Source organism: Heyndrickxia sp. FSL W8-0496 (assembly GCF_038007825.1).
Lineage (GTDB): Bacteria > Bacillota > Bacilli > Bacillales > Bacillaceae_C > Heyndrickxia > Heyndrickxia oleronia.
The window spans coordinates 2,554,408-2,573,636 of the sequence record NZ_JBBOXX010000001.1; the positions used below are offsets into that span (position 1 = coordinate 2,554,408).

Sequence of the window (19,229 nt, forward strand, 5' to 3'; positions counted from 1 at the left end):
AATAAACGAACGGATATTACTTTCGTATCAATTTATTCTACAGTAACAGATAATGATTTGATACAAAGTGATGGAGAACCAATATTGCTTAAAGGAAAATTCAAATCAGCGCCGACTGCATCAACATCATTCAATAATTCATAAAAATTGCCGGCAATGGTCATTAAGTTAACGGGATATTGAATAGCTCCATCCTTAATATAGAAGCCATTTGCTGCAACGGAAAAATCACCTGATACGGTGTTCACACCAGAGTGTAATCCAGATAGTTCAGTAATGAATACTCCTTCTTTCATATCGTTAACTAATTCTTTGAAAGAGATAGTAGAAGGTTTAATATACAGATTTGATGGACCGACTTTTACCGAACCTTTATATGAGTCCTTCTTTGCATGGCCTGTCGTAACACCTTGATCCTTTTTTGCTGTTTTTAAATTATGCAAAAATGAACGTAAAACACCTGATTCCACTAAGTTTAATGGTTTCGAAGCTACACCTTCACTATCAAATGTTCTTGATGCTAGCCCCTTTTCCAAAAATGGATCATCAATAATAGACACTTTATCACTTGCAATTTTCATTCCTAGCTTATCTTTTAAAACGGATAGTCCTGCTTGTGTGTTTTCTGCAGAAAAATTTGGTACAAAAACAGACAAAAAATTTGCCGCTGCATCATTTTTTAATAATACAGGATAACTTTTACTTTCAATATTTTTAGCTCCTAATTGAGAAAGTGCTTCATTTGCAGCTTTTTCTGCTATTTTATCTGCCTGCAATGAATGGAAATCTTTCGTTATTTCAAATCCTACCCCGGTTTTTGTTTCATTGCCTTCCTTTGCAACAACACTGACATAAACATATAAATAATTCATTTGGTCACTTAATGATAGTCCTTTGTTATTGAAAATCTTTCGTGTAATAGTTTCAGATTGAATTCCACAATAATCTGTAGCTTTTATTCTTGAATCATATGAAAGTACTTTATTCTCTACTTCTTTGATAAATTGTATTTTTTCTGGAATGGTCGTTTCATTTAAAGATTTAGAAAAGAAGTCACCCTTTTCATAAGAATTACTGCCCTCAAATATCTCTTCTAATCCGTCCTCTTGAAGGATTACTGCATTTTCCTTTGCATGCTTTACTAAAAATCGAATGGAATCATCATCAATTTTCTCTGAATAGGCATAGCCCATTTTTCCTTCAATTAACCCACGAAAAGATATTCCACCATCCTCTGCAATTTCATAATGGTCTATTTCCCCTTTATATACTTGGCAGCCAAATACTTCTTTCTTTTCATAATACATCTCAACATCCGTAAATCCTTCATTTAAAGCAGTTTCAAATAGTTGGAATTGAAATTCTCCTATATTCATTCATTACTTCCCCCTACTGTTATTTCACTTACACGAATCATTGGCTGTCCTACATTTACAGGTATACTTCCACTTTGCGAACCGCACATTCCTGCACCATGCCCTAAATTATTCCCAACCATATCTACCTTCTGTAATGTTTTAGGACCGTTTCCAATTAATGTAGCTCCTTTTAAAGGCTTACCTAGTTTTCCGTTTTTCACTTCATAGGCTTCCATTACTGCAAAGTTATAATCACCTGTCGTAGTATTAACCTGTCCTCCGCCCATATATTTAGTATATATTCCGTTCTCAGTATTAGAGATAATTTCCTCTGGTGATGACTTTCCGGGTGCAATATACGTATTGGTCATTCGGGAGGTTGGAGCAAAGCGGAAGGATTCCCTTCTTCCTGATCCAGTTGATTCCATACCCATTCTTCTTGAATTGAATTTATCAATCAAATAGCCTTTGAGAATACCATTTTCAATAAGAACATTTTTTCTTGAAAGTTCTCCTTCATCGTCAATATTGATAGAACCCCATTCATTTTTTAGCGTACCATCATCAATATACGTAACAATGTCTGGTGCAACCTGTTGACCTAAACGATCAGCGAATACAGAATGCTTTTTTGCTACAGCTGTTGCTTCTAATCCATGTCCACAGGCTTCGTGAAAAATAACACCGCCAAATTCATTATCAATGATTACCGGAAACTTCCCACTAGGACATGGACTTGCATCTAACATGGTAACTGCAATTCGAGCAGCTTCTCTTGCATAATGTTCTAAATTTAGATTTTCAATAAATTCAAATCCTTGCAATGCACCAGGTCCAAAATAGCCCATTTCCATTTGGTTATCACGTGTAGCAATAGCTTGAATCAACATCCTACTGCGAATACGTGTATCCTCAACAAAAGTTCCTTCAGAATTAGCGATTAAAACATTTTGCTCCTCATCCAAATAGCGAACATTTACTTGCGAAATACTAGAATGATAGCTTTTGGCTATATCATATGCATTTTTCATCACTGATAATTTCCTTGTTTTTTCAACATCTTGAGGAATAATTTCAATGGGATGCTGATTATTAAAGGTTCTTGGTACAAATGGGGATAATTGTATAATTTTATTTCCTTTAATTGCTTGTGCTGCATTTTTAGCTGTTTTTATTAATCCGTCTCGACTAAAATCTGTTGTATACGCATAAGCACTTTGTAAACCTTTAAATACTCGGATGCCAATTCCAAAATCTCTTCCAGAAAGACTAGTTTCCAATTTTCCACTATGTAGTGTCATATTGTTGGTGAAACGATCTTCAATAAATATTTCTGAAAAATCTCCTCCTGTTGATAACGCTTCGTTAAGTACATCTTCAATGATTAATTTATTTAACATGGTAGCCTCCTGAACTTTCTTTATTATAGAAAGATTGCGAAATATCCATATATACCTTCCTTATGTTTATCCTACTCTTTTCTCTTAAAACTTTGATCCTATTTACGGTTGATTTACTGTCAGTCTTCAGATGGAGATCGATTCAATAATTTTCAATCGTTTCCAATAAACGATATTGCTTTGGTGTTTGATTGACCATTTTTTTAAATACTTTAGAGAAGTAATGCTGGTTTTGAAAGCCTGATAGGATTGCAATTTCCTTAATAGACATATCGGTCTCCACTAATAATCTTTTTGCTTCTTTTATCCGTAATTCATTTAATTTTTCACGGAATGTTTTTTTTGTTTTTTCAACAAATAAATGACTTAAGTAGGAAGCATTTCTTCCTACAAAATTCGCTAAATCCGCTAAATCCAATTCGGGTTTCCAATAATTTAACTCTAAATAATGGATACATTGATCAATAATATTGAGATGTTGACTTTTACTAATTTCCCCAGCCGCATCCAAAATCGTCGAAATGAAGATTAGAAGTTTTTGAACAATACGATAAATAACAGATTCATACAAGATACTATCGAAAATATGTAAATATTCCTGTTCAAAAAATTGATCATTTAAATTCACGGATTTCATATGTCTTCGGATTTGAGCAAGAATACTTGTCAATCGGATCCTTAATAAACCTGGATCCGGGTAGGAGTCTGAAATATCCAAAAAATTAGTGACTAAAAAATCCGATATCCCTTCTTTATTTCCTTCATTTAAAAATCGAATCCATTGTTTTTGTTCGTTAGGTGTTAGAAATGGATCAATAAATTGCCATTGCAATTCTTTACTAAATTCTAACACCTGCTTATAACCTACAAAAAACGTGACTTCTGTCATCTTTTTTGTATGTATATATTTATCATGTAAAGTTAAATCAGGATGATCTTCACGATTAATAATAATACAAATCGATTCTTTCTCTCTTTGTTCCCAATCAAACAATAAGCGTTGACATATTTCACTCCAATTAATAGATGTGGAGGAGTGAAATACACATAATGTCATATCACTTAGCGGAAATATTAAAGGTTTTACCGGAAATGAATATTCTTTTAAAAAACTATTCAATTTTGATAAAAGATCGGATTTTTCAAGCTGAAATGCTATGAATATATAGGGTGAAGCTAATTTCGTTCCATTAATAAATATATCCTCATACTCAATCTCTGGGGAACCTAATAACTTAGCTTCGGTAGTTAAGCTTAAATGTTTATGTATAACATCTCGTATTTGAGTTTGAACATGATGTAAAAGTTCCTGCGGAGAAAATGGTTTAATTAATAAAAAATTCGTTCCTATGTCAATTGCTTTTTTCGCCGCTTCAAATGTCGCTTCCATTGTGAGAGAGATGATAGCAGGCTTAGTTATTTTAATTACTTTTAGTAAAGAATCATCGATTCCAATATTCATTTCATAAATCAGTATATGTGGTTTCTCATTTTCTAGGATCGTTAAAGTTTCAAGTGAATTTTTTCCTAGTATGACATTTACGTTTGAAATAGATGTTTCAATGAGCCATTGAATCCCTTTTGCCTCAAATTCATCAGGATTTGCGATTAGTATTTTGATCAATTAATCAGACCCCCAATCCATGTACTATTAAAAAACTCAAAATCCCTCTTTTCCAAAACGTTACTCACTAATTAAATCGTTTCCAATTTTATTCAGTAATCTTTTTATATTGCCCTTGATAATATAAAAGCGGCTTTCCTTCGTTTATAAGAATATTCTTGACTTCTCCAAGTACAAGCATGTGGTCTCCAGCTTGCTTTAATTCATACTTACTACATGTAATTGCTGCCAAGGGGTTTTTTAAAATTGGTTGACCATCGAAACGATCAAATTGAATGGGGTGATCTGGTTGTTTTTGATTAGCAAAGATCATGGAATAATCTTGCTGATCTTCTCTAAAGAAACAAATAGAAAAATGATTTGCATCTATAATTTTTTCATACATCATAGCTTTTTCATCTATTGAAACCATAACAAGCATTGGATCTATTGAAACGGACATAAAGGCATTCACTGTCATACCATGAATTTGTCCATCAATTTCAGCTAAAACCACAGTAATTCCTGTTGCAAATTTCCCCATAGCGTCTCGAAAAGTACGTTCATCCATATAATTTTCCTCCTTATTTAATTTAGATTAATTTTCTAATATAACTATACAATTTTATGTTAATATTTCAAAATTATTTATTATGATTGGATTGTTCAGACAAGCGACAATGAAATGAACGAAAAAAAACAACAAATGCTATAATAGGAAAAAAGGAAAGGACAAGAATATATGTTACCCACTAGATTAACACCAGGTGATGAGATAAGAGTGTTAGCTCCTTCTACAAGTATGGCCGTTATAAAAGGAAAACAAATTGAAAATGCTGTACAGTGTTTAGAATCATTAGGATTTAACATATCATTTGGAAAATATGTAGATGAACATGATGAATTTTTCTCAACATCTATCAAACATCGATTAAAAGATTTACATGATGCTTTTCAGGATCCAAATGTAAAAGGAATTTTAACAGCAATTGGTGGATACAATGTTAACCAACTCTTGAAAAATATTGATTATAACCTTATTAAAAATAATCCAAAAATCTTATGTGGTCATGGTGACATTACAGCACTTCAACTAGCCATTTACAAAAAAACTGGATTAATTACATACTCAGGTCCACATTTTTCCACCTTTGGTATGAAAAAAACATCAGCATATACACTTCAATCCTTTTTAGAGGCAGTTACGAATGACGCACCTTTTGAAATTATTCCTTCACACATGTGGAGTGATGACAAATGGTATATAGACGAAGAAGAGCGACAATATCATTCTAATAAATACATGATAATTCAAGAGGGAACGGCTGAAGGAAAGCTAATTGGTGGAAATCTTTCTACTATCAATCTGTTACAAGGAACAGAATTTCTACCTTCTATAGAAGACAGTATCTTTTTTATAGAAGATGATGAAGAATCTCACCCACTTTCTTTTGAACGAAATTTACAGGCTTTACTACACCTGCCTCAATTTGATAAAGTTCGAGGAATAATGATCGGAAGATTTCAAAAAGGCTCGAATATGACGGAATCAGCCTTGAAAAGAATCATTGAATCCAAATATGAATTAAGAGGCATTCCTATAGTAGCTAATGTGAATTTTGGACATACAGACCCAATAACAACCATTCCGATAGGCACAAAAGCAACATTAGAAGTATTTACTGAAACCGTAGAAATAAATATCGACCAAAATGAATATTGATTACTTAATTATATAAATAAAGGGATTGTCTTATTCGACAATCCCTTTCAAATTTCTTTTTTTACTTGAAATTGGCCCTTTAATTTTATTTCACCCTCCCGATTTTTTACAGTAATTTTCCCTACATATCTTATCTCGCCGTCCACTTCTATTTCATCAATGATAGAGCCTTCTATACACAGGCTTTCACCTGGCCTCGTCATCGCAGAGAAACGAACATTAAATTTGCGGAGATTTCTTCTCGGAAACCATTTACCTATTGCATCTCCAGCTAGTCCCATGATTAGCATTCCATGGGCAATAACTCCCCCTAATCCTGCCTTCTCACCGATTGGTACAACTGTGTGGATTGGATTAAAATCCCCCGAAGCTCCTGCATATCTTACAAGTTGTGTATGAGTGATTGTTGGCTTATGTATGGTTTCTAGATTATCCATTATTTTCATCCCTTTCTTTCAATAATATTGGAACGACTAATTAACACGACTTCACAATCTCTTTTATAGACTACTTCAATTGTTATAATATCCATTCTTCGTTTTTCAACATGTGCAGTTACTTTAGCAGAACAGGAAATTGTGTCTCCAGCATAAATCTCATCTAAATATTCATATTCCTGTTCACCATGCAAAACCATAAGTGGATCTAGCTCGAGCTCCTGAATGATCGTTTCGAAATCTAATCCACCCCACATTTCAATCACCGTTGGAAACGTAGGTGGAATGGGTATATCCTTATATCCCATTTCTTTAGCGTATGAAAGATCTTTATATATTGGATTTTCATCCCCGATTGCTAGCACAAACTCCTTTATTTTTCCACGCTCTACAATAAATGAATCGATGGAAAAAGTAAGGCCAGTTTTATTCATATAATCAGTTCCTTTCTACTTTACATCTAAAATTTTTCTATAATACAATAATTCTCAATGAATTACTAAAGTCCTTCTTTATTCAACTGAAAAAATACACAAATCGCCACTTCCAAAAATAGGTTGTAAACATATGGAGAAAACAAAATGATTATTGGGCAAAATAACGAATAAAAATTGTTTACATTTTTATAATTATTGAATAAAATAATCACAAACCTAATTTTTCCCTAAGCAAACTTTTTTGTTAAAGGTTTACATTTGGGTGGGGAGGAAACAAACAATGAGTGAGAAAACTTTAACAAAAAAATATATAACAAAAAAAAGTAAAACAAGTGTATCTGCTCATGCAGTCTTAAGAGGTGAGGTTACAGGAATCAAAAAAATTCTTCCCTTTTTAGGACCAGCATTTATTGCTGCAGTGGCTTATATTGATCCAGGAAATTTTGCAACAAACATTACGGCTGGTTCCAAATATGGTTATCTTTTATTATGGGTGATTGCTTTTTCTAATCTGATGGCTGTCCTTATTCAATCATTATCTGCAAAATTAGGTATTGCGACAGGAAAAAACTTACCAGAGGTAGCTAGAGATCGATTTCCAAAAGGAGTTTCTATCTTTTTATGGATTCAATCTGAGTTAGTCATTATTGCAACAGATTTAGCTGAATTTATCGGTGCAGCACTAGGATTATATTTACTATTTGACATTCCTATGATACCTGCAGCATTGATAACTGCTGTTGGTTCATTTGCAATATTAGAATTACAGCGACGCGGATTTCGTTCATTGGAAGCAGGTATCGCAGCAATGGTTCTTATAGTGGTTCTAGCCTTTGCTTTTCAAACATTTTTAGCTAAACCTGATATGGGAGCCGTTTTTGGAGGAATGCTTACACCAAAATTTGAAGGCGTTGACAGTATTTTACTCGCTGCTGGTATTTTAGGGGCAACAGTTATGCCACATGCGATCTATCTCCACTCTTCGCTTACACAGAATCGAATAGTTGGTAGAAATGATGCAGAAAAGAAACGAATCTTTAAATTTGAATTTATTGATATTGTTATTGCGATGATCATTGCCGGTGCAATCAATATGTGTATGCTAATCGTTTCTGCTGCCTTATTTTTTAAAAATGGTTTAGTTGTAGAGGACCTAGATGTAGCATTTCATGAATTTAGTCACTATGTCGGACCAGTTGCGGCAATTTCTTTTGGACTTGGTTTATTAATTGCCGGTCTATCTAGCTCATCTGTTGGAACAATGGCTGGAGATGTAGTTATGCAAGGGTTTATCAATGTAAGAATAAATTTATATTTAAGAAGAGCGATTACAATGCTACCTGCTCTTGCTATTATCATTTCTGGAGTTAATCCAACCGATGCATTAGTCATGAGTCAAGTGATTCTTTCATTCGGAATTGCTTTTGCATTAGTACCACTGATCATGTTCACAAGCAATAAAACAATTATGGGTGGTCTAACCAACCATAAAATTACGACTATGATTGCATGGGTTGTGGCAGTACTAGTGATATTACTAAACTTATTTTTACTATACGAAACCATTTTTTAATAACAGAGATTTGAAAAATCATATACATTAAACTGAAAAGGAGACATAAATGTGAGATTTGATGTGCACCCCAAAAGTTAGACCTAAAATCTAACTTTTGGGGTGCAGTACAATTCACACTTACATGTCTCCTTTTTTGTACTTACTTATAGTAAGGATAAATTATTTATTAGATGCAATATTTATGGCAGTTGCTAGTATAGTCGAACCGGTAAATATTGCTTTTTGATCAAAAGTCATATTAGGATGATGCAACCCAGGCTTTAAGTCACAACCTAATCCAAGCATTGTTGCCTTTAATTCCGGTCGTTTTATTTTATAATAATGGAAATCGTCCCCACCTGTTGTTTGGATTGGAGGTACACATCGATCACTTCCTAAAACATGAAAAATTGCTTCTTTTAATATGTCTGAAGCATCTTCATTGGTTACTGCTGCAGGGACATTAGAACTAATCTGATAAGGGATTTTGACTTCATAAAAACGTTCTAATGCATCAATCATTAAATCAATTTTTGATTGCATTTTATCCATCGCTTCATTCGTTTGAGTCCGCATATCTATACTGAATTCAGCATTACCAGGTATAATATTGGAGCTCTCTCCACCAGCTTGAAACTTAGTTAGTTTAACAGATGACGGTACAAGGGGATCAATGTGTATGGTTTTAAGCATTTGGTCAAGAGTGGCACCTATCTCAATAGCATTTGCTCCTAGATGAGGTCTTGCACCGTGGAGATCATCTCCAATAATATTCCCATTAATAAATCGACAGGCACCATGGATAATCATTGGTGAACAATAGCCATTTGGAACTTCTTGATATGGACGCAAATGAACTCCAAAAAGGTAATCTACATCATCTACAATCTGTTTTTCAACCATACATAATGCCCCTTGCCCTTTTTCCTCTGCAGGTTGAAAAATAAATCTTACAGTACCTTTAAAAGAAGTATTTTTCATTAAGAATAATACCCCTAATACAATTGTCATATGGGCATCATGCCCGCAAGAATGATTTGCTTGAAATATTCCATCTACCTCCTGCCATAATGCATCCATGTCAGCTCGAATAGCAATAACCGGTTTTCCGCTCCCGATTTCTGCAATAAGACCAGTATGATTTTCAAATCTAGAAACTTTACACCCTTCTTTTTCTACAATATCCGCAACTATTTTAGTTGTTTCCCTTTCTTCCCAGCTAATCTCTGGAGTTTGATGAAGCTGTTGAAAAATCTTTAGAAGTCGATCTTGTATTTCATTCGAACAAACAAACATGTCGATCCTCCTCTTAGAAGTAGAAAACTATATATTTATGTTGAATTTTTTCCTTAATATCTTGTTAACCAATCTGTATCTAAGGTTCTTCCCTATATTATTGTTACAATCTTTGACTAAAAATAAAGTTTGAAGATCAGCTTCCTTGATTTTACTAAGAATAGACCTGAAACATTCATAAAAACTGCTTAAGTCTATATAAGGTGTAAAAGTCGGCTGTAAGTTTTTTAAATTCGTAAGATACCAAATCAAAAGAAACTATACAATAGTTTATCCTGTCATTCTTCTTTTAGTGATTTGATAAATTGCCCTTTTAACAATGGATTTGTTAAATGGCTGTTTTCCTATCGTTTATTGCTGTTGCATATGCCTCCTTTTACAACCAATAATGGAATCCAGCGGTTCCTATGGAGATTACAGCTCTTTTCTCAGTAAACGATCTTCAGCCAATAGTTATTCGTTAAAAACTTTACTTAAGCAGCAACAATGCTTGAGTAAAGATCCTTTATAAAAAATAGAAATATTACACTTGGCAATATTTCTATTTATAAGGATATTAGATTGATTTTTTAATTAGTTCAGGCAGCCATTGATGAATGTCTTGAAAGTGGTAGCCTAAATCTCTTGCTTTTTGATTGCTCATCGTCCATGATTTAGGAATTGAATAAGGAGTTTGTTTATTATCACTCTGAGTAATTTCAACTTTCGCTTTTTTGCCAGCGGCTAGTTCAATAAATGAAATAAATTCTCGTAAAGTAACAGATCCATTCGTACAGCAATTGATAGGGCCCTCAAAATTAGTCTGGGCAATCCAAGCCAAAAAATCCCCTGCTTCGTCTTCATTTACAAAACTTATAGATGCATCTAAGTTTCTTAAATAAATCACTTCATCATTTAAAACCTTATTTATATAAAATGTCATTCTCTCAGTATAATCATTACCTCCAAGTACAATCGGAAATCTGACTGCTGTGACTGGTAGCGATGCTTTCTGGAAAAATACAGCCTCCGCTTGACGCTTTCCTTCTTGATAGGACACTTCATCCTTTTCTTTTAGATCAATTGGGTATGTATATGGGTCAAAATCCGTTTCAACTAACTCTTTATCTTGGAGATCATACACAGACAATGTAGAGGTGAAGATATATTTTTTTGTTTTATCTTGAAAAATCTCGATCGCATTTCTTGCATCTACACCTGAATAGCAAATTTGATCATACACGACATCCCATTGTCCACCCTCAAATGCAGTCTGGAAAGAATCGAGATTATTTCGATCAAATGTAATAAGCTTCACCTTATCAGAGAAATGGATATTTGTTTTTCCTCTTGTTGCTACGGTTACCTCTACCCCCTGACGAATGAGTGAATGAACTAGTTTAACCCCAAAAAATCTTGTTCCACCAAGCACTAAAGCTGTTTTCATTTGTAATCCCCCTTCATATATCTTCTTTATATAAGTAATTCTTTATTTATGCAAAATTCCCCTTTTTGAAAACAGAGATTTATACATAAAAAAAGAGGAACCATATTTTTTTCACAATAATTGATTCCTCTTTATAGCCTATTTTATTTTCCGGATTCTAAACTAGTTTGAGCCATCATTGCTAAATGATGAGCATTTTTGCTTATTTCCTGGATTGTTGCACTTATTTCTTGAATAGCAGCGGACTGAGAATCTGTTAATTCGTGAATCCCAGAAAAGGATGTATTTAAGTTTTTCAAGAGATTTTGAATATTTTTTGATATTTCATCGATTTGCGTTGCATTTTCCTTTGAATTGGTAGCTAGTTTTCTTATTTCATCAGCAACTACTGAAAAACCTCTTCCTGATTCTCCTGCTCTTGCTGCTTCTATAGCTGCATTTAAACCTAACAAATTACTTTGATCTGAGACCCCTTTAACTACTGAAGAAATTTGTCCAATTTGATCAGCACCTGTACTAACTTCTTTCATATGAACAGAAATATCAGTAACCTGATTGGCTAGATTTGTTATAGATCCTGTAATTTCCTCAATAGAAGCGGCTGTTTCCTCAACAATAGCAGATAGGCTTTCTGCTACCTCATATAATTTATTCGCTTTTTCTAAACTCGTGCCAAGACCTACTCCACCAATGACTCTTCCGTTTTTATCATGCAGAGGAATTGCTTTTGCCAGAAGCGGAAAGCCAAATAACTCTTTAGGAACGATGGCTGTTTTTTCACGATTTTCTCTAATTGCATCTGTAATAATATCCCCCTCTGCAAGAGGATCACCAGGCTTTACATTAAGTGAAAAGGTATTACCGGGAATATTCAAAATTAATTTCTCAGTATTATAAATACCAATTGTTATATCATCATGCACCAGCTTATTAAGATAAGGTGCCACGGTGATAAAGGCATCTAAAATAGTTGGTTCTGTTACTGTATTTTCTATTGTGCCATTCATCTTTCTTTACCCCTGTCCTCATTAATATGGGAAGCTTCTTTGACTGTAATTAACGGAAATCCATTTTAAAGTCGTAAATTCGTCTAAACTCCATTCACCATTTAATCTTCCTAAACCTGATTGTTTCTCACCGCCAAATGCTACAATAGGTTCATCATTAATTGTAATATCATTTACATGAATCATACCTGTATGAATTTTTTTAGCCAATTCCACTCCTCTTTCAAGATTACTAGTATGGACAGCACCACTTAATCCGAATTTTGTATCGTTTGCAATGGCAATAGCATCAGCTTCTGTTTCAAATGGCATAACACAAACAACTGGGCCAAAAAGCTCCTCTTGAGCAATGGTCATATTAGGAGTTACATCTTTTAATATAGTTGGTTCAACCATATTACCTGATATATTTCCTTGAAGTACTACTTTAGCCCCTTCCTCAATTCCGTTATCTATCATGGCTTGTAAATTATTCGCTTGTCTCTCATTCACAACAGGTCCAATAATTGTTTGTGGATCTTTCGGATCACCGACACTTAATGAAGATACTTTCTCTTTATATTTTTTTATAAATTCGTCATAAATAGATGCTTGAACAATAATCCGATTTGCAGACATACAGATTTGACCTTGATGTGTAAAACGACTAAATGTAGCAGCTTGTACCGCATAATCAATATCTGCATCCTCTAAAATAATAAACGCACTATTTCCCCCTAATTCTAGAAGAGGCTTTTTAAAGTTTTTGACTGCTAATTGCCCAATATGACTCCCTACTTTTGTTGAACCAGTAAATGAAATAATTCTTGGAATTGGGTGTTCAACAAATGAATCACCGATTTCTTTAATATCAGTTACAACAACATTTAATAATCCTTTTGGTAGTCCTGCTTCTTCGAAAATTTTTGCAATTAGTGTTCCGCCAGTAATAGGAGTTTCTTCATGAGGTTTTAAAACTACGCCATTTCCAGCTCCTAATGCTGGGGCGACTGATTTCATTGATAAGAAAAATGGGAAGTTAAACGGGCTAATAACACCTACAACTCCAACGGGAATACGATATAATCGATTTTCCTTCCCATCCTCAGTAGAAGGTAGAATTTTTCCTTCCATTCTTAAAGGGAAAGTTGCTGCTTCTTTAATCATATTTTTTACTAATCCAATTTCGAAGGCAGCTTTTAAGCGTGTCCCACCTAATTCTTCAATAATAATATTTGTAATTTCTTCCTCATGTGCCTCAATATACTGAACTGCTTTTTCAAGAATATCTCTTTTTTTATATGGATTCACCTTATCCCAATCGTCTTTAGCTTTTAAAGCCGCTTTATATGCTAGATCAACATCAGTTACAGTTGCCATCTTTACTTCAGAAAGTATGTCACCACTGTATGGATTTACATTAATAAGGACATGATCACTTTGCCCCTCTCTCCATTGTCCATTAATATATTGATTACTTAGAGATTCAATTGTTAACATCTGAATACCTCCGACATACAATATTTGTCATTACACTATTAACATCGGAAAATTTTAGAAATTGTTTACCTTTTTTTGTTATATTAAATGAATTTTTATTCGAGTGTAGTAAAATAGTTGGATAAAAGGGGATGTCTAAAAAAGAAGAGGAGTCTGACCTCCTATTACTTATTCTCGTTTCCAAATAGGTTAACTTTTCACGAGATATAGCATCTTAAGTTCGGCCAGACTCCTTGTTTTTCTTTAAAAGCTAGAAGAATCGGAATTATATATAGGATTTTTCAATTTCTTTATTTATTTCAATTGATCTTTTCGTTGTATTTTTTACTGCTTCCTTAATTGCTTTAAGACCACCAAATGATTCTAAAGCAACTAGACCCGCTTCGGTCGGTCCATTCGGTGCTGCTACATTCTTTCGTAAGGTTTCAGGTGAACCGTTATTCCCGAGAACCATCCTTGCAGCACCTAAAATTGTTTGGGCAACTATTGAACGAACCTGTTGTTTTGGTAGACCACCTTCAATGGCTACGCTCTCCATTTGTTCCATTAAAGCGTAAAAATAAGCGGGTCCACTTCCGGCGATGCCAGTAAAGATATCCATATGTTTTTCAGCTATAGTATATACTTCACCAATACTTCTAAAGATCATTTTGCTCATTTCAATATGATCATTATTTGTAAATTTTCCAACTGCCATAGCAGTAGCAGATTCACATACCATACTTGAAGTATTAGGCATAACGCGAATAATTGGTTGTTTCATAAGACTTTCTTCAAAATATTCAATGGTCATGCTTGTAACGATGGAAAGAATTAATTGATTTGTATGGATAGTATTCTTTAACCGGTTAATAATTTCTTCGATATTTTTTGGTTGTACTGCAAGGACGATTATACTGAATTCAGTTAAATGAACTTCTGTCTCATTATATACATGTATCTGATACTTTTTCTGTAATTCTTTTAAGCGAGCAGTATTAGATCGGTTTTGAACATAAATTTGTTGCGCAGGAATCACGGAGGACTGGATTATCCCTGAAATGATGGCCTCTGACATTGGGCCAGCACCAATAAATAATATTTTTTGATTATTTAACATCTAACCTCTTCCTTTCAATCTTACAATCATAACATGAAAGTAGAAAAATTCAAGGAAGGGTAAACAAAATATTATCCCAATAATGTAGTAATTTCATTTTCTAATATAGAGGGTTTCACCGTTGGGGCATGTCTTGAAACAACCTTTCCTTCCTGATTGATAATAAATTTAGTAAAATTCCATTTGATCATTTTTGTTCCAAGGAACCCAGCAGATTTTTGTTTTAAGTATTGATATAACGGATGCGCATTTTTACCATTTACTTCAATTTTACTAAACATCGGAAAAGTAACCCCATAATTTAGCTGACAAAACTCTTCTATCTCTCTTTCATTACCGGGATCTTGATGATTAAATTGATTACATGGGAATCCCAAAATTTCAAATCCCTTATCACGGTATTTTTCATACAAATCCTGTAGTTCCTTAAATTGAGGTGTAAAGCCGCATTTACTTGCAGTATTTACTATCAATAGAACTTTTCCTTTATACTCACTTAATGATTGTTTTACTCCCTTAATATTTATAACATCATATTGGTAAATACTCATTTTGCTCTCCCTCACTCTTTTATCATTCAATGAAAAACTATATTAAAAATATTCCTTAATCGTTAGTTTAATATATATGAAAAAACAGTACAAAAATATTGACCATCTTTTCTGTCAAAGTTGCATTATTAAGCAAATTTTAATATATCGATATAGTTTAAAGGGTGAAACAATCGTGTGTCACAAAGTTGTTCCTTTCCAAAAACAATCTAACCCTTTAAAATAACATTAGATATATTTAGGAGTGATCGTGTTGAATAATATTTGGATACCTATATTGAGTATAATGATTATAATCTATGTAGTAATTGGGATATTTCTTTTCCGTTTTCTAAGAAAGAATAAAAAGTCGTCACAATAATACAAATGCATTTTTGGTATAATGATTAAATTATATAATCTTTAAAATGGCTGATTTCGTATAGTTAGTTGCTTGTTGTAGAAGCCTAGATGCATTCTTTTACATTAAATAAAGCGTTCTTATGAAATTTATAGCTCTTTATTTTAGTAAAATGAGAAAACATGTTGTTACTTTCAGCTTTTTTATCTGATAAACAAAATCTACATATAACAATGTTTCAGATAGAGCTAAAAAAAAAACAAACACTATCCAAGAAAAGATAGGGTTTGTTTTTTACTATTACTTTTTATTCTAATGCGACACTCGCTTTAAACATCCATATATGTTTTTCAAACCGTCCTAATAGATGATTAAATAGGTCAATTGTCGGTTGATCCTCTTGTTCTTCTGCTAGCATCTTTCCTGTGTCATTCATTTCCATACACATTTGTTCATAATCTTTGATTAATTGCCTATATAGTTCATTCTCTTCATCATCTGCCTGTGCTTCATACAAGGTTGTTTCCTCTAAGTATTTACTCATAGTGGCTAAAGGTTTTCCGCCAATCGCTAAAATACGTTCTGCTAATACATCTAAATCCTCGGACATTTCATTATACAGCTGTTCAAATGTTTGATGTAATTGAAAAAAATGCTTCCCTTGGATGAACCAGTGATAACGATGTAATTTTATGTACATAACAGCAAAATTGGATAGTTGTTGATTTAAAAAATTGATTAATTTTTGGTTAGACATGAGATAATCTTTCCTTCCTACATAATCTAATCTTATTTTGATTCATCCTTCTTTATTTATTCCTAACAATCTTTATTAACGGATATGCAATCATAAAAAAACTACATCCTCTAAAATTAGATGTAGTTTTTTTGTACTAATATTCAATTTCTTCAAAGTCCTTTGGTTGTGGCAAAGGTTTTTTTGGCATTTTCGCCTTCCGACTTCGCTGAGTATCATCTTTCTTTTTGATGTATGTCTCATTATGATTTTTACTCATTGGTTTCACCTCATCTATAGTTTAAGATGAGTGAATACGTATTATTCATTTACATATCAGTAAAGTTGTTTTTTCCTTTACTTAAATGATTCAAATTAATTCTAACAAGGAGAAGAACAATATATCCGAGTATGCCTCCAATTGTATTTAAAATGATGTCGTCTACATCAAAACCTCCTACATGAAAGACCAATTGAACCGTTTCGACTACCACTGTTGAAAAGAAGGAAAGTAGGAATACTTTAAAAAAACCATCCAATTTATTTATCAATAATGGAGCCAAAAAGCCTAGGGGCATAAAAGCAAGGATATTACCAAATAAATTAGAAAACCAAATTGTAAAATTAAAATGGTCATAGTAATGAATATACATGTGGATGGTTTTAAAAGGAATGATATTGTAGGTGCCTTGAGGATCATTCATCCGATACTGACTCAAGAACAATATATTTACCATGTAGCAAAAGTAAATAAAGAAAATAAACCAAAATACAATTTTCAAACAAATCTTCACCTGTTTTTGATAAATAAATCGAAACATCTTCTTCCCCCGTAGTAATTATGCACACTGTATCCTTTAACGTGATATATGTCCTATTATAGACTAATTTTCTCTATATTTTACTTATTTTTTTAATTACCATAAAATCACATCAAAAATATAAAATTATTTATTCCTTTTTATTTAAGTATCAGCCTTAAATTCACAATAATTTATGTTGTACATATATTATTGACAAGGAGGTGGTAAAAAATGATTCAATTATTTTTAGCTGCTATTGTCGCTGGCTTTGCTTTACTCGGATTAAGTCTTTTAGATGTAGTCACTTCAACATTTGGTACAGTAATTGAATTCATAGGAGCAGGCACTGTTATTCTTTTTGCAATCGTCCTTATTGTAAAAGCAATTATGGCTTTAGTCGGTAAATTAAATGTTTAACTAGGTTTACTTAAAAATGTATTCTTTATGGGGGATGCCCATTTAAATTGGCCTTATTAATATTTTATTTTTTAAGTGGGAGCGAATGCTTCCGCTTTTTCATTGAAATATTTATCCTGCTTATCGTGTTGATTCTTGCTTATGCAAAAGCCTGACTGCCGACTTTTCATCTATAAAAGCATATGAAGTTTGCAGCTCTTTTTTATGTGGTTAAAGGCGGTTGACGGCCTACAAACAATATATATTCGTTAAAACTTTACATAAATAGCACCAATGTTGAATAAAAGAGACTAATTAAACCAGAAATATGTAACAAAACTCTTACATAGTTTAGTAATTAAATCAGATGCTATAAAAAAGGAGGTTTTTTCCCTTGGTAAATCAAGACTTTGAAAAATTCCACAAACTACAGGAACAACATAAAACCACATATTTAGGAAAAAAAACAGACCAAGAACAATTAAATCCAGATCCAAACTATAATAATCAATCAAATACAGATAAAGCAATTGGCTCTACTGGAAGACACCAGTAATTGAAAAAGGAAAACATGAATTGTAAAAACTCATTGTTGCATTTTATAAACTTGAAGCCTTCATAGATAAGGCTTCTTGCTTTTTCAATCGTTCCTAAAGCACTGAAACTGACTTATAAAATATTCAAAAAAAATAAACAGTTAAGTATGCTATACATTTTGACACATGATTTAAACATGAAATTTATGATCAACTGGAGGCAACCTACTAAGTTGTATCAATATATGAATCGAATAGAAAATATACTCCTGATATTTGTTTCTTTTATGGATTTTAAGCATAAAAAAATCAGTTCTCATCAGAACCGATCTAGTAGTTTCATTATTAAAGGCCGCCTTTGCCGTATGAGTAGTAAGAAAGTTTTAAACCACCACTCCTCAAAGTGGGTGTTTGCAAGAACATTCCTGCTTGTCATCCATGCCATATAGGCGGAAGCATGTCATTCCAGTTCTAATATAAAACTCCCTTTTACAGCTTAAAGGTTAAAACTTTATTATCAATACGAACAATGCAGCTTGTAATCATTATATTACTATATTGAAGAGGAAAAATCAATAGGTACCAATGCCTAGGGTTGTTTTATTCATATTCGTTAATACTTATTATATAATAACCAAGAAAGATCCTCCTAAAAATAATCAATTCCATTTTCATATTCCTTAATTTCCCCATTTGCCTTGTCCCAACCGAGTAGGTACGATGAATGTTCATCGCTATCATTTTGAATAATCACTTCTAAAAGTGTCCATCCCTTATCCAAATATTGATTGACAATTTGTCGATCGGATACTCGTTCAAGTTTAATGATTTGATGCTCATCTTTGTTTTTTTCCAAGTATATCCACCTCTTTTTTACTTCATATTATTTATCATTATTCAAATAATATGGCTATTTTCTCAAACAATCATGCTATTTAGGTAATGTAAAAACGAATAAAAATAATTTGAAGAACGACAAGTCTCCACATTTTACTAAAGAAAATAGCTGCAAACTTCGTAAGAACGTCTTCCCCCTTTATTAAGGTG

The 19,229-nt window shown here is 32.9% G+C and carries 20 protein-coding genes and 1 other RNA gene; 4 read left to right on the top strand and 17 right to left on the bottom strand.

What is annotated here, in order from left to right; all coding sequences use genetic code 11:
• Positions 1 to 32: 32 nt before the first annotated feature.
• The 4 genes from NST63_RS12850 to NST63_RS12865 all read right to left on the bottom strand — a co-directional run bounded on the left by NST63_RS12850 (position 33) and on the right by NST63_RS12865 (position 4,932).
• On the bottom strand, positions 33 to 1,376 hold the full coding sequence (locus NST63_RS12850) for a TldD/PmbA family protein (RefSeq protein ID WP_341042382.1): 1,344 nt from the start codon (positions 1,374 to 1,376) through the stop codon (positions 33 to 35).
• Entirely contained in the window at positions 1,373 to 2,758 is a 1,386-nt protein-coding gene (locus NST63_RS12855; RefSeq protein ID WP_341042384.1) for a TldD/PmbA family protein, read from the bottom strand. Before NST63_RS12855 ends, NST63_RS12850 begins: the two co-directional genes overlap by 4 nt.
• A 142-nt stretch (positions 2,759 to 2,900) precedes the next feature.
• Positions 2,901 to 4,382 carry a helix-turn-helix domain-containing protein gene (locus NST63_RS12860; RefSeq protein WP_212945632.1) on the bottom strand — a complete coding sequence of 494 codons (1,482 nt, stop codon included), beginning with the start codon at positions 4,380 to 4,382 and terminating at the stop codon, positions 2,901 to 2,903.
• 88 nt (positions 4,383 to 4,470) lie between these two features.
• Positions 4,471 to 4,932: a flavin reductase family protein gene (locus NST63_RS12865; protein WP_341042386.1), complete on the bottom strand. Its 462-nt coding sequence runs from the start codon at positions 4,930 to 4,932 to the stop codon at positions 4,471 to 4,473.
• A 171-nt stretch (positions 4,933 to 5,103) separates the two neighbouring features.
• Between NST63_RS12865 and NST63_RS12870 the strand changes: the two genes are divergently transcribed.
• Positions 5,104 to 6,084 carry a S66 family peptidase gene (locus NST63_RS12870; protein ID WP_341042389.1) on the top strand — a complete coding sequence of 327 codons (981 nt, stop codon included), beginning with the start codon at positions 5,104 to 5,106 and terminating at the stop codon, positions 6,082 to 6,084.
• A 47-nt stretch (positions 6,085 to 6,131) separates the two neighbouring features.
• On the opposite strand, the gene NST63_RS12875 is transcribed toward NST63_RS12870, so the two are convergent.
• Entirely contained in the window at positions 6,132 to 6,521 is a 390-nt protein-coding gene (locus NST63_RS12875; RefSeq protein WP_436580336.1) for a MaoC/PaaZ C-terminal domain-containing protein, read from the bottom strand.
• Positions 6,522 to 6,526: 5 nt separating this feature from the next.
• The gene (locus NST63_RS12880) at positions 6,527 to 6,955 is read right to left on the bottom strand and encodes an FAS1-like dehydratase domain-containing protein (RefSeq protein WP_212945635.1); all 429 of its coding nucleotides are present in this window, start codon (positions 6,953 to 6,955) and stop codon (positions 6,527 to 6,529) included.
• A 283-nt stretch (positions 6,956 to 7,238) separates the two neighbouring features.
• Here NST63_RS12880 and NST63_RS12885 point away from each other — a divergent pair, with 283 nt between their 5' ends.
• Positions 7,239 to 8,531: an Nramp family divalent metal transporter gene (locus tag NST63_RS12885; protein ID WP_212945636.1), complete on the top strand. Its 1,293-nt coding sequence runs from the start codon at positions 7,239 to 7,241 to the stop codon at positions 8,529 to 8,531.
• A 162-nt stretch (positions 8,532 to 8,693) separates the two neighbouring features.
• Here NST63_RS12885 and NST63_RS12890 read toward each other — a convergent pair whose 3' ends face one another.
• The 9 genes from NST63_RS12890 to NST63_RS12930 all read right to left on the bottom strand — a co-directional run bounded on the left by NST63_RS12890 (position 8,694) and on the right by NST63_RS12930 (position 17,268).
• Positions 8,694 to 9,809, bottom strand: a complete 1,116-nt coding sequence (locus tag NST63_RS12890) for a M20 peptidase aminoacylase family protein (protein ID WP_212945637.1) — start codon at positions 9,807 to 9,809, stop codon at positions 8,694 to 8,696.
• 556 nt (positions 9,810 to 10,365) lie between these two features.
• Complete coding sequence (locus tag NST63_RS12895) at positions 10,366 to 11,235, bottom strand: NAD-dependent epimerase/dehydratase family protein (protein WP_341042394.1); 870 nt, start codon at positions 11,233 to 11,235, stop codon at positions 10,366 to 10,368.
• 143 nt (positions 11,236 to 11,378) lie between these two features.
• Positions 11,379 to 12,242: a methyl-accepting chemotaxis protein gene (locus NST63_RS12900; protein WP_212945639.1), complete on the bottom strand. Its 864-nt coding sequence runs from the start codon at positions 12,240 to 12,242 to the stop codon at positions 11,379 to 11,381.
• Between the two features lie 21 nt (positions 12,243 to 12,263).
• Entirely contained in the window at positions 12,264 to 13,721 is a 1,458-nt protein-coding gene (locus NST63_RS12905) for an aldehyde dehydrogenase family protein (protein ID WP_212945640.1), read from the bottom strand.
• A gap of 265 nt (positions 13,722 to 13,986) precedes the next feature.
• Positions 13,987 to 14,820, bottom strand: a complete 834-nt coding sequence (gene proC / locus NST63_RS12910) for a pyrroline-5-carboxylate reductase (protein WP_341042399.1) — start codon at positions 14,818 to 14,820, stop codon at positions 13,987 to 13,989.
• Between the two features lie 71 nt (positions 14,821 to 14,891).
• A complete protein-coding gene (locus NST63_RS12915) occupies positions 14,892 to 15,371 on the bottom strand; it encodes a glutathione peroxidase (protein WP_212945642.1) in 480 nt (159 codons plus the stop codon).
• A 647-nt stretch (positions 15,372 to 16,018) separates the two neighbouring features.
• Positions 16,019 to 16,468 (bottom strand): Dps family protein, encoded by a 450-nt coding sequence (locus tag NST63_RS12920; protein WP_341042400.1) that lies wholly within the window; start codon positions 16,466 to 16,468, stop codon positions 16,019 to 16,021.
• A gap of 136 nt (positions 16,469 to 16,604) precedes the next feature.
• A complete protein-coding gene (locus NST63_RS12925) occupies positions 16,605 to 16,727 on the bottom strand; it encodes a hypothetical protein (RefSeq protein WP_276514001.1) in 123 nt (40 codons plus the stop codon).
• A 49-nt stretch (positions 16,728 to 16,776) separates the two neighbouring features.
• The gene (locus tag NST63_RS12930; RefSeq protein ID WP_212945644.1) at positions 16,777 to 17,268 is read right to left on the bottom strand and encodes a VanZ family protein; all 492 of its coding nucleotides are present in this window, start codon (positions 17,266 to 17,268) and stop codon (positions 16,777 to 16,779) included.
• 213 nt (positions 17,269 to 17,481) lie between these two features.
• On the opposite strand from NST63_RS12930, the gene NST63_RS12935 reads away from it, so the two are divergent.
• On the top strand, positions 17,482 to 17,667 hold the full coding sequence (locus tag NST63_RS12935) for a hypothetical protein (RefSeq protein ID WP_212945645.1): 186 nt from the start codon (positions 17,482 to 17,484) through the stop codon (positions 17,665 to 17,667).
• 373 nt (positions 17,668 to 18,040) lie between these two features.
• Positions 18,041 to 18,202 carry a hypothetical protein gene (locus NST63_RS12940; RefSeq protein ID WP_341042402.1) on the top strand — a complete coding sequence of 54 codons (162 nt, stop codon included), beginning with the start codon at positions 18,041 to 18,043 and terminating at the stop codon, positions 18,200 to 18,202.
• 325 nt (positions 18,203 to 18,527) lie between these two features.
• Here NST63_RS12940 and ssrS read toward each other — a convergent pair.
• Positions 18,528 to 18,723, bottom strand: a non-coding RNA gene (gene ssrS / locus NST63_RS12945) — 6S RNA.
• Between the two features lie 108 nt (positions 18,724 to 18,831).
• A complete protein-coding gene (locus tag NST63_RS12950; RefSeq protein ID WP_212945646.1) occupies positions 18,832 to 19,038 on the bottom strand; it encodes a hypothetical protein in 207 nt (68 codons plus the stop codon).
• Positions 19,039 to 19,229: the final 191 nt, after the last annotated feature.

Bases quoted from the DNA above. Each gene is read 5' to 3' on its own strand.
- NST63_RS12920 (WP_341042400.1), bottom strand. From the start codon at position 16,468: ATGTCTAACCAAAAATTAATCAATTTTTTAAATCAACAACTATCCAAT.
- NST63_RS12890 (WP_212945637.1), bottom strand. From the start codon at position 9,809: ATGTTTGTTTGTTCGAATGAAATACAAGATCGACTTCTAAAGATTTTT.
- NST63_RS12925 (WP_276514001.1), bottom strand. From the start codon at position 16,727: ATGAGTAAAAATCATAATGAGACATACATCAAAAAGAAAGATGATACT.
- NST63_RS12870 (WP_341042389.1), top strand. From the start codon at position 5,104: ATGTTACCCACTAGATTAACACCAGGTGATGAGATAAGAGTGTTAGCT.
- NST63_RS12930 (WP_212945644.1), bottom strand. From the start codon at position 17,268: ATGTTTCGATTTATTTATCAAAAACAGGTGAAGATTTGTTTGAAAATT.
- NST63_RS12850 (WP_341042382.1), bottom strand. From the start codon at position 1,376: ATGAATATAGGAGAATTTCAATTCCAACTATTTGAAACTGCTTTAAAT.
- NST63_RS12875 (WP_436580336.1), bottom strand. From the start codon at position 6,521: ATGGATAATCTAGAAACCATACATAAGCCAACAATCACTCATACACAA.
- NST63_RS12865 (WP_341042386.1), bottom strand. From the start codon at position 4,932: ATGGATGAACGTACTTTTCGAGACGCTATGGGGAAATTTGCAACAGGA.
- NST63_RS12855 (WP_341042384.1), bottom strand. From the start codon at position 2,758: ATGTTAAATAAATTAATCATTGAAGATGTACTTAACGAAGCGTTATCA.
- NST63_RS12915 (WP_212945642.1), bottom strand. From the start codon at position 15,371: ATGAGTATTTACCAATATGATGTTATAAATATTAAGGGAGTAAAACAA.
- proC (WP_341042399.1), bottom strand. From the start codon at position 14,820: ATGTTAAATAATCAAAAAATATTATTTATTGGTGCTGGCCCAATGTCA.
- NST63_RS12885 (WP_212945636.1), top strand. From the start codon at position 7,239: ATGAGTGAGAAAACTTTAACAAAAAAATATATAACAAAAAAAAGTAAA.
- NST63_RS12895 (WP_341042394.1), bottom strand. From the start codon at position 11,235: ATGAAAACAGCTTTAGTGCTTGGTGGAACAAGATTTTTTGGGGTTAAA.
- NST63_RS12935 (WP_212945645.1), top strand. From the start codon at position 17,482: ATGATTCAATTATTTTTAGCTGCTATTGTCGCTGGCTTTGCTTTACTC.
- NST63_RS12880 (WP_212945635.1), bottom strand. From the start codon at position 6,955: ATGAATAAAACTGGCCTTACTTTTTCCATCGATTCATTTATTGTAGAG.
- NST63_RS12905 (WP_212945640.1), bottom strand. From the start codon at position 13,721: ATGTTAACAATTGAATCTCTAAGTAATCAATATATTAATGGACAATGG.
- NST63_RS12900 (WP_212945639.1), bottom strand. From the start codon at position 12,242: ATGAATGGCACAATAGAAAATACAGTAACAGAACCAACTATTTTAGAT.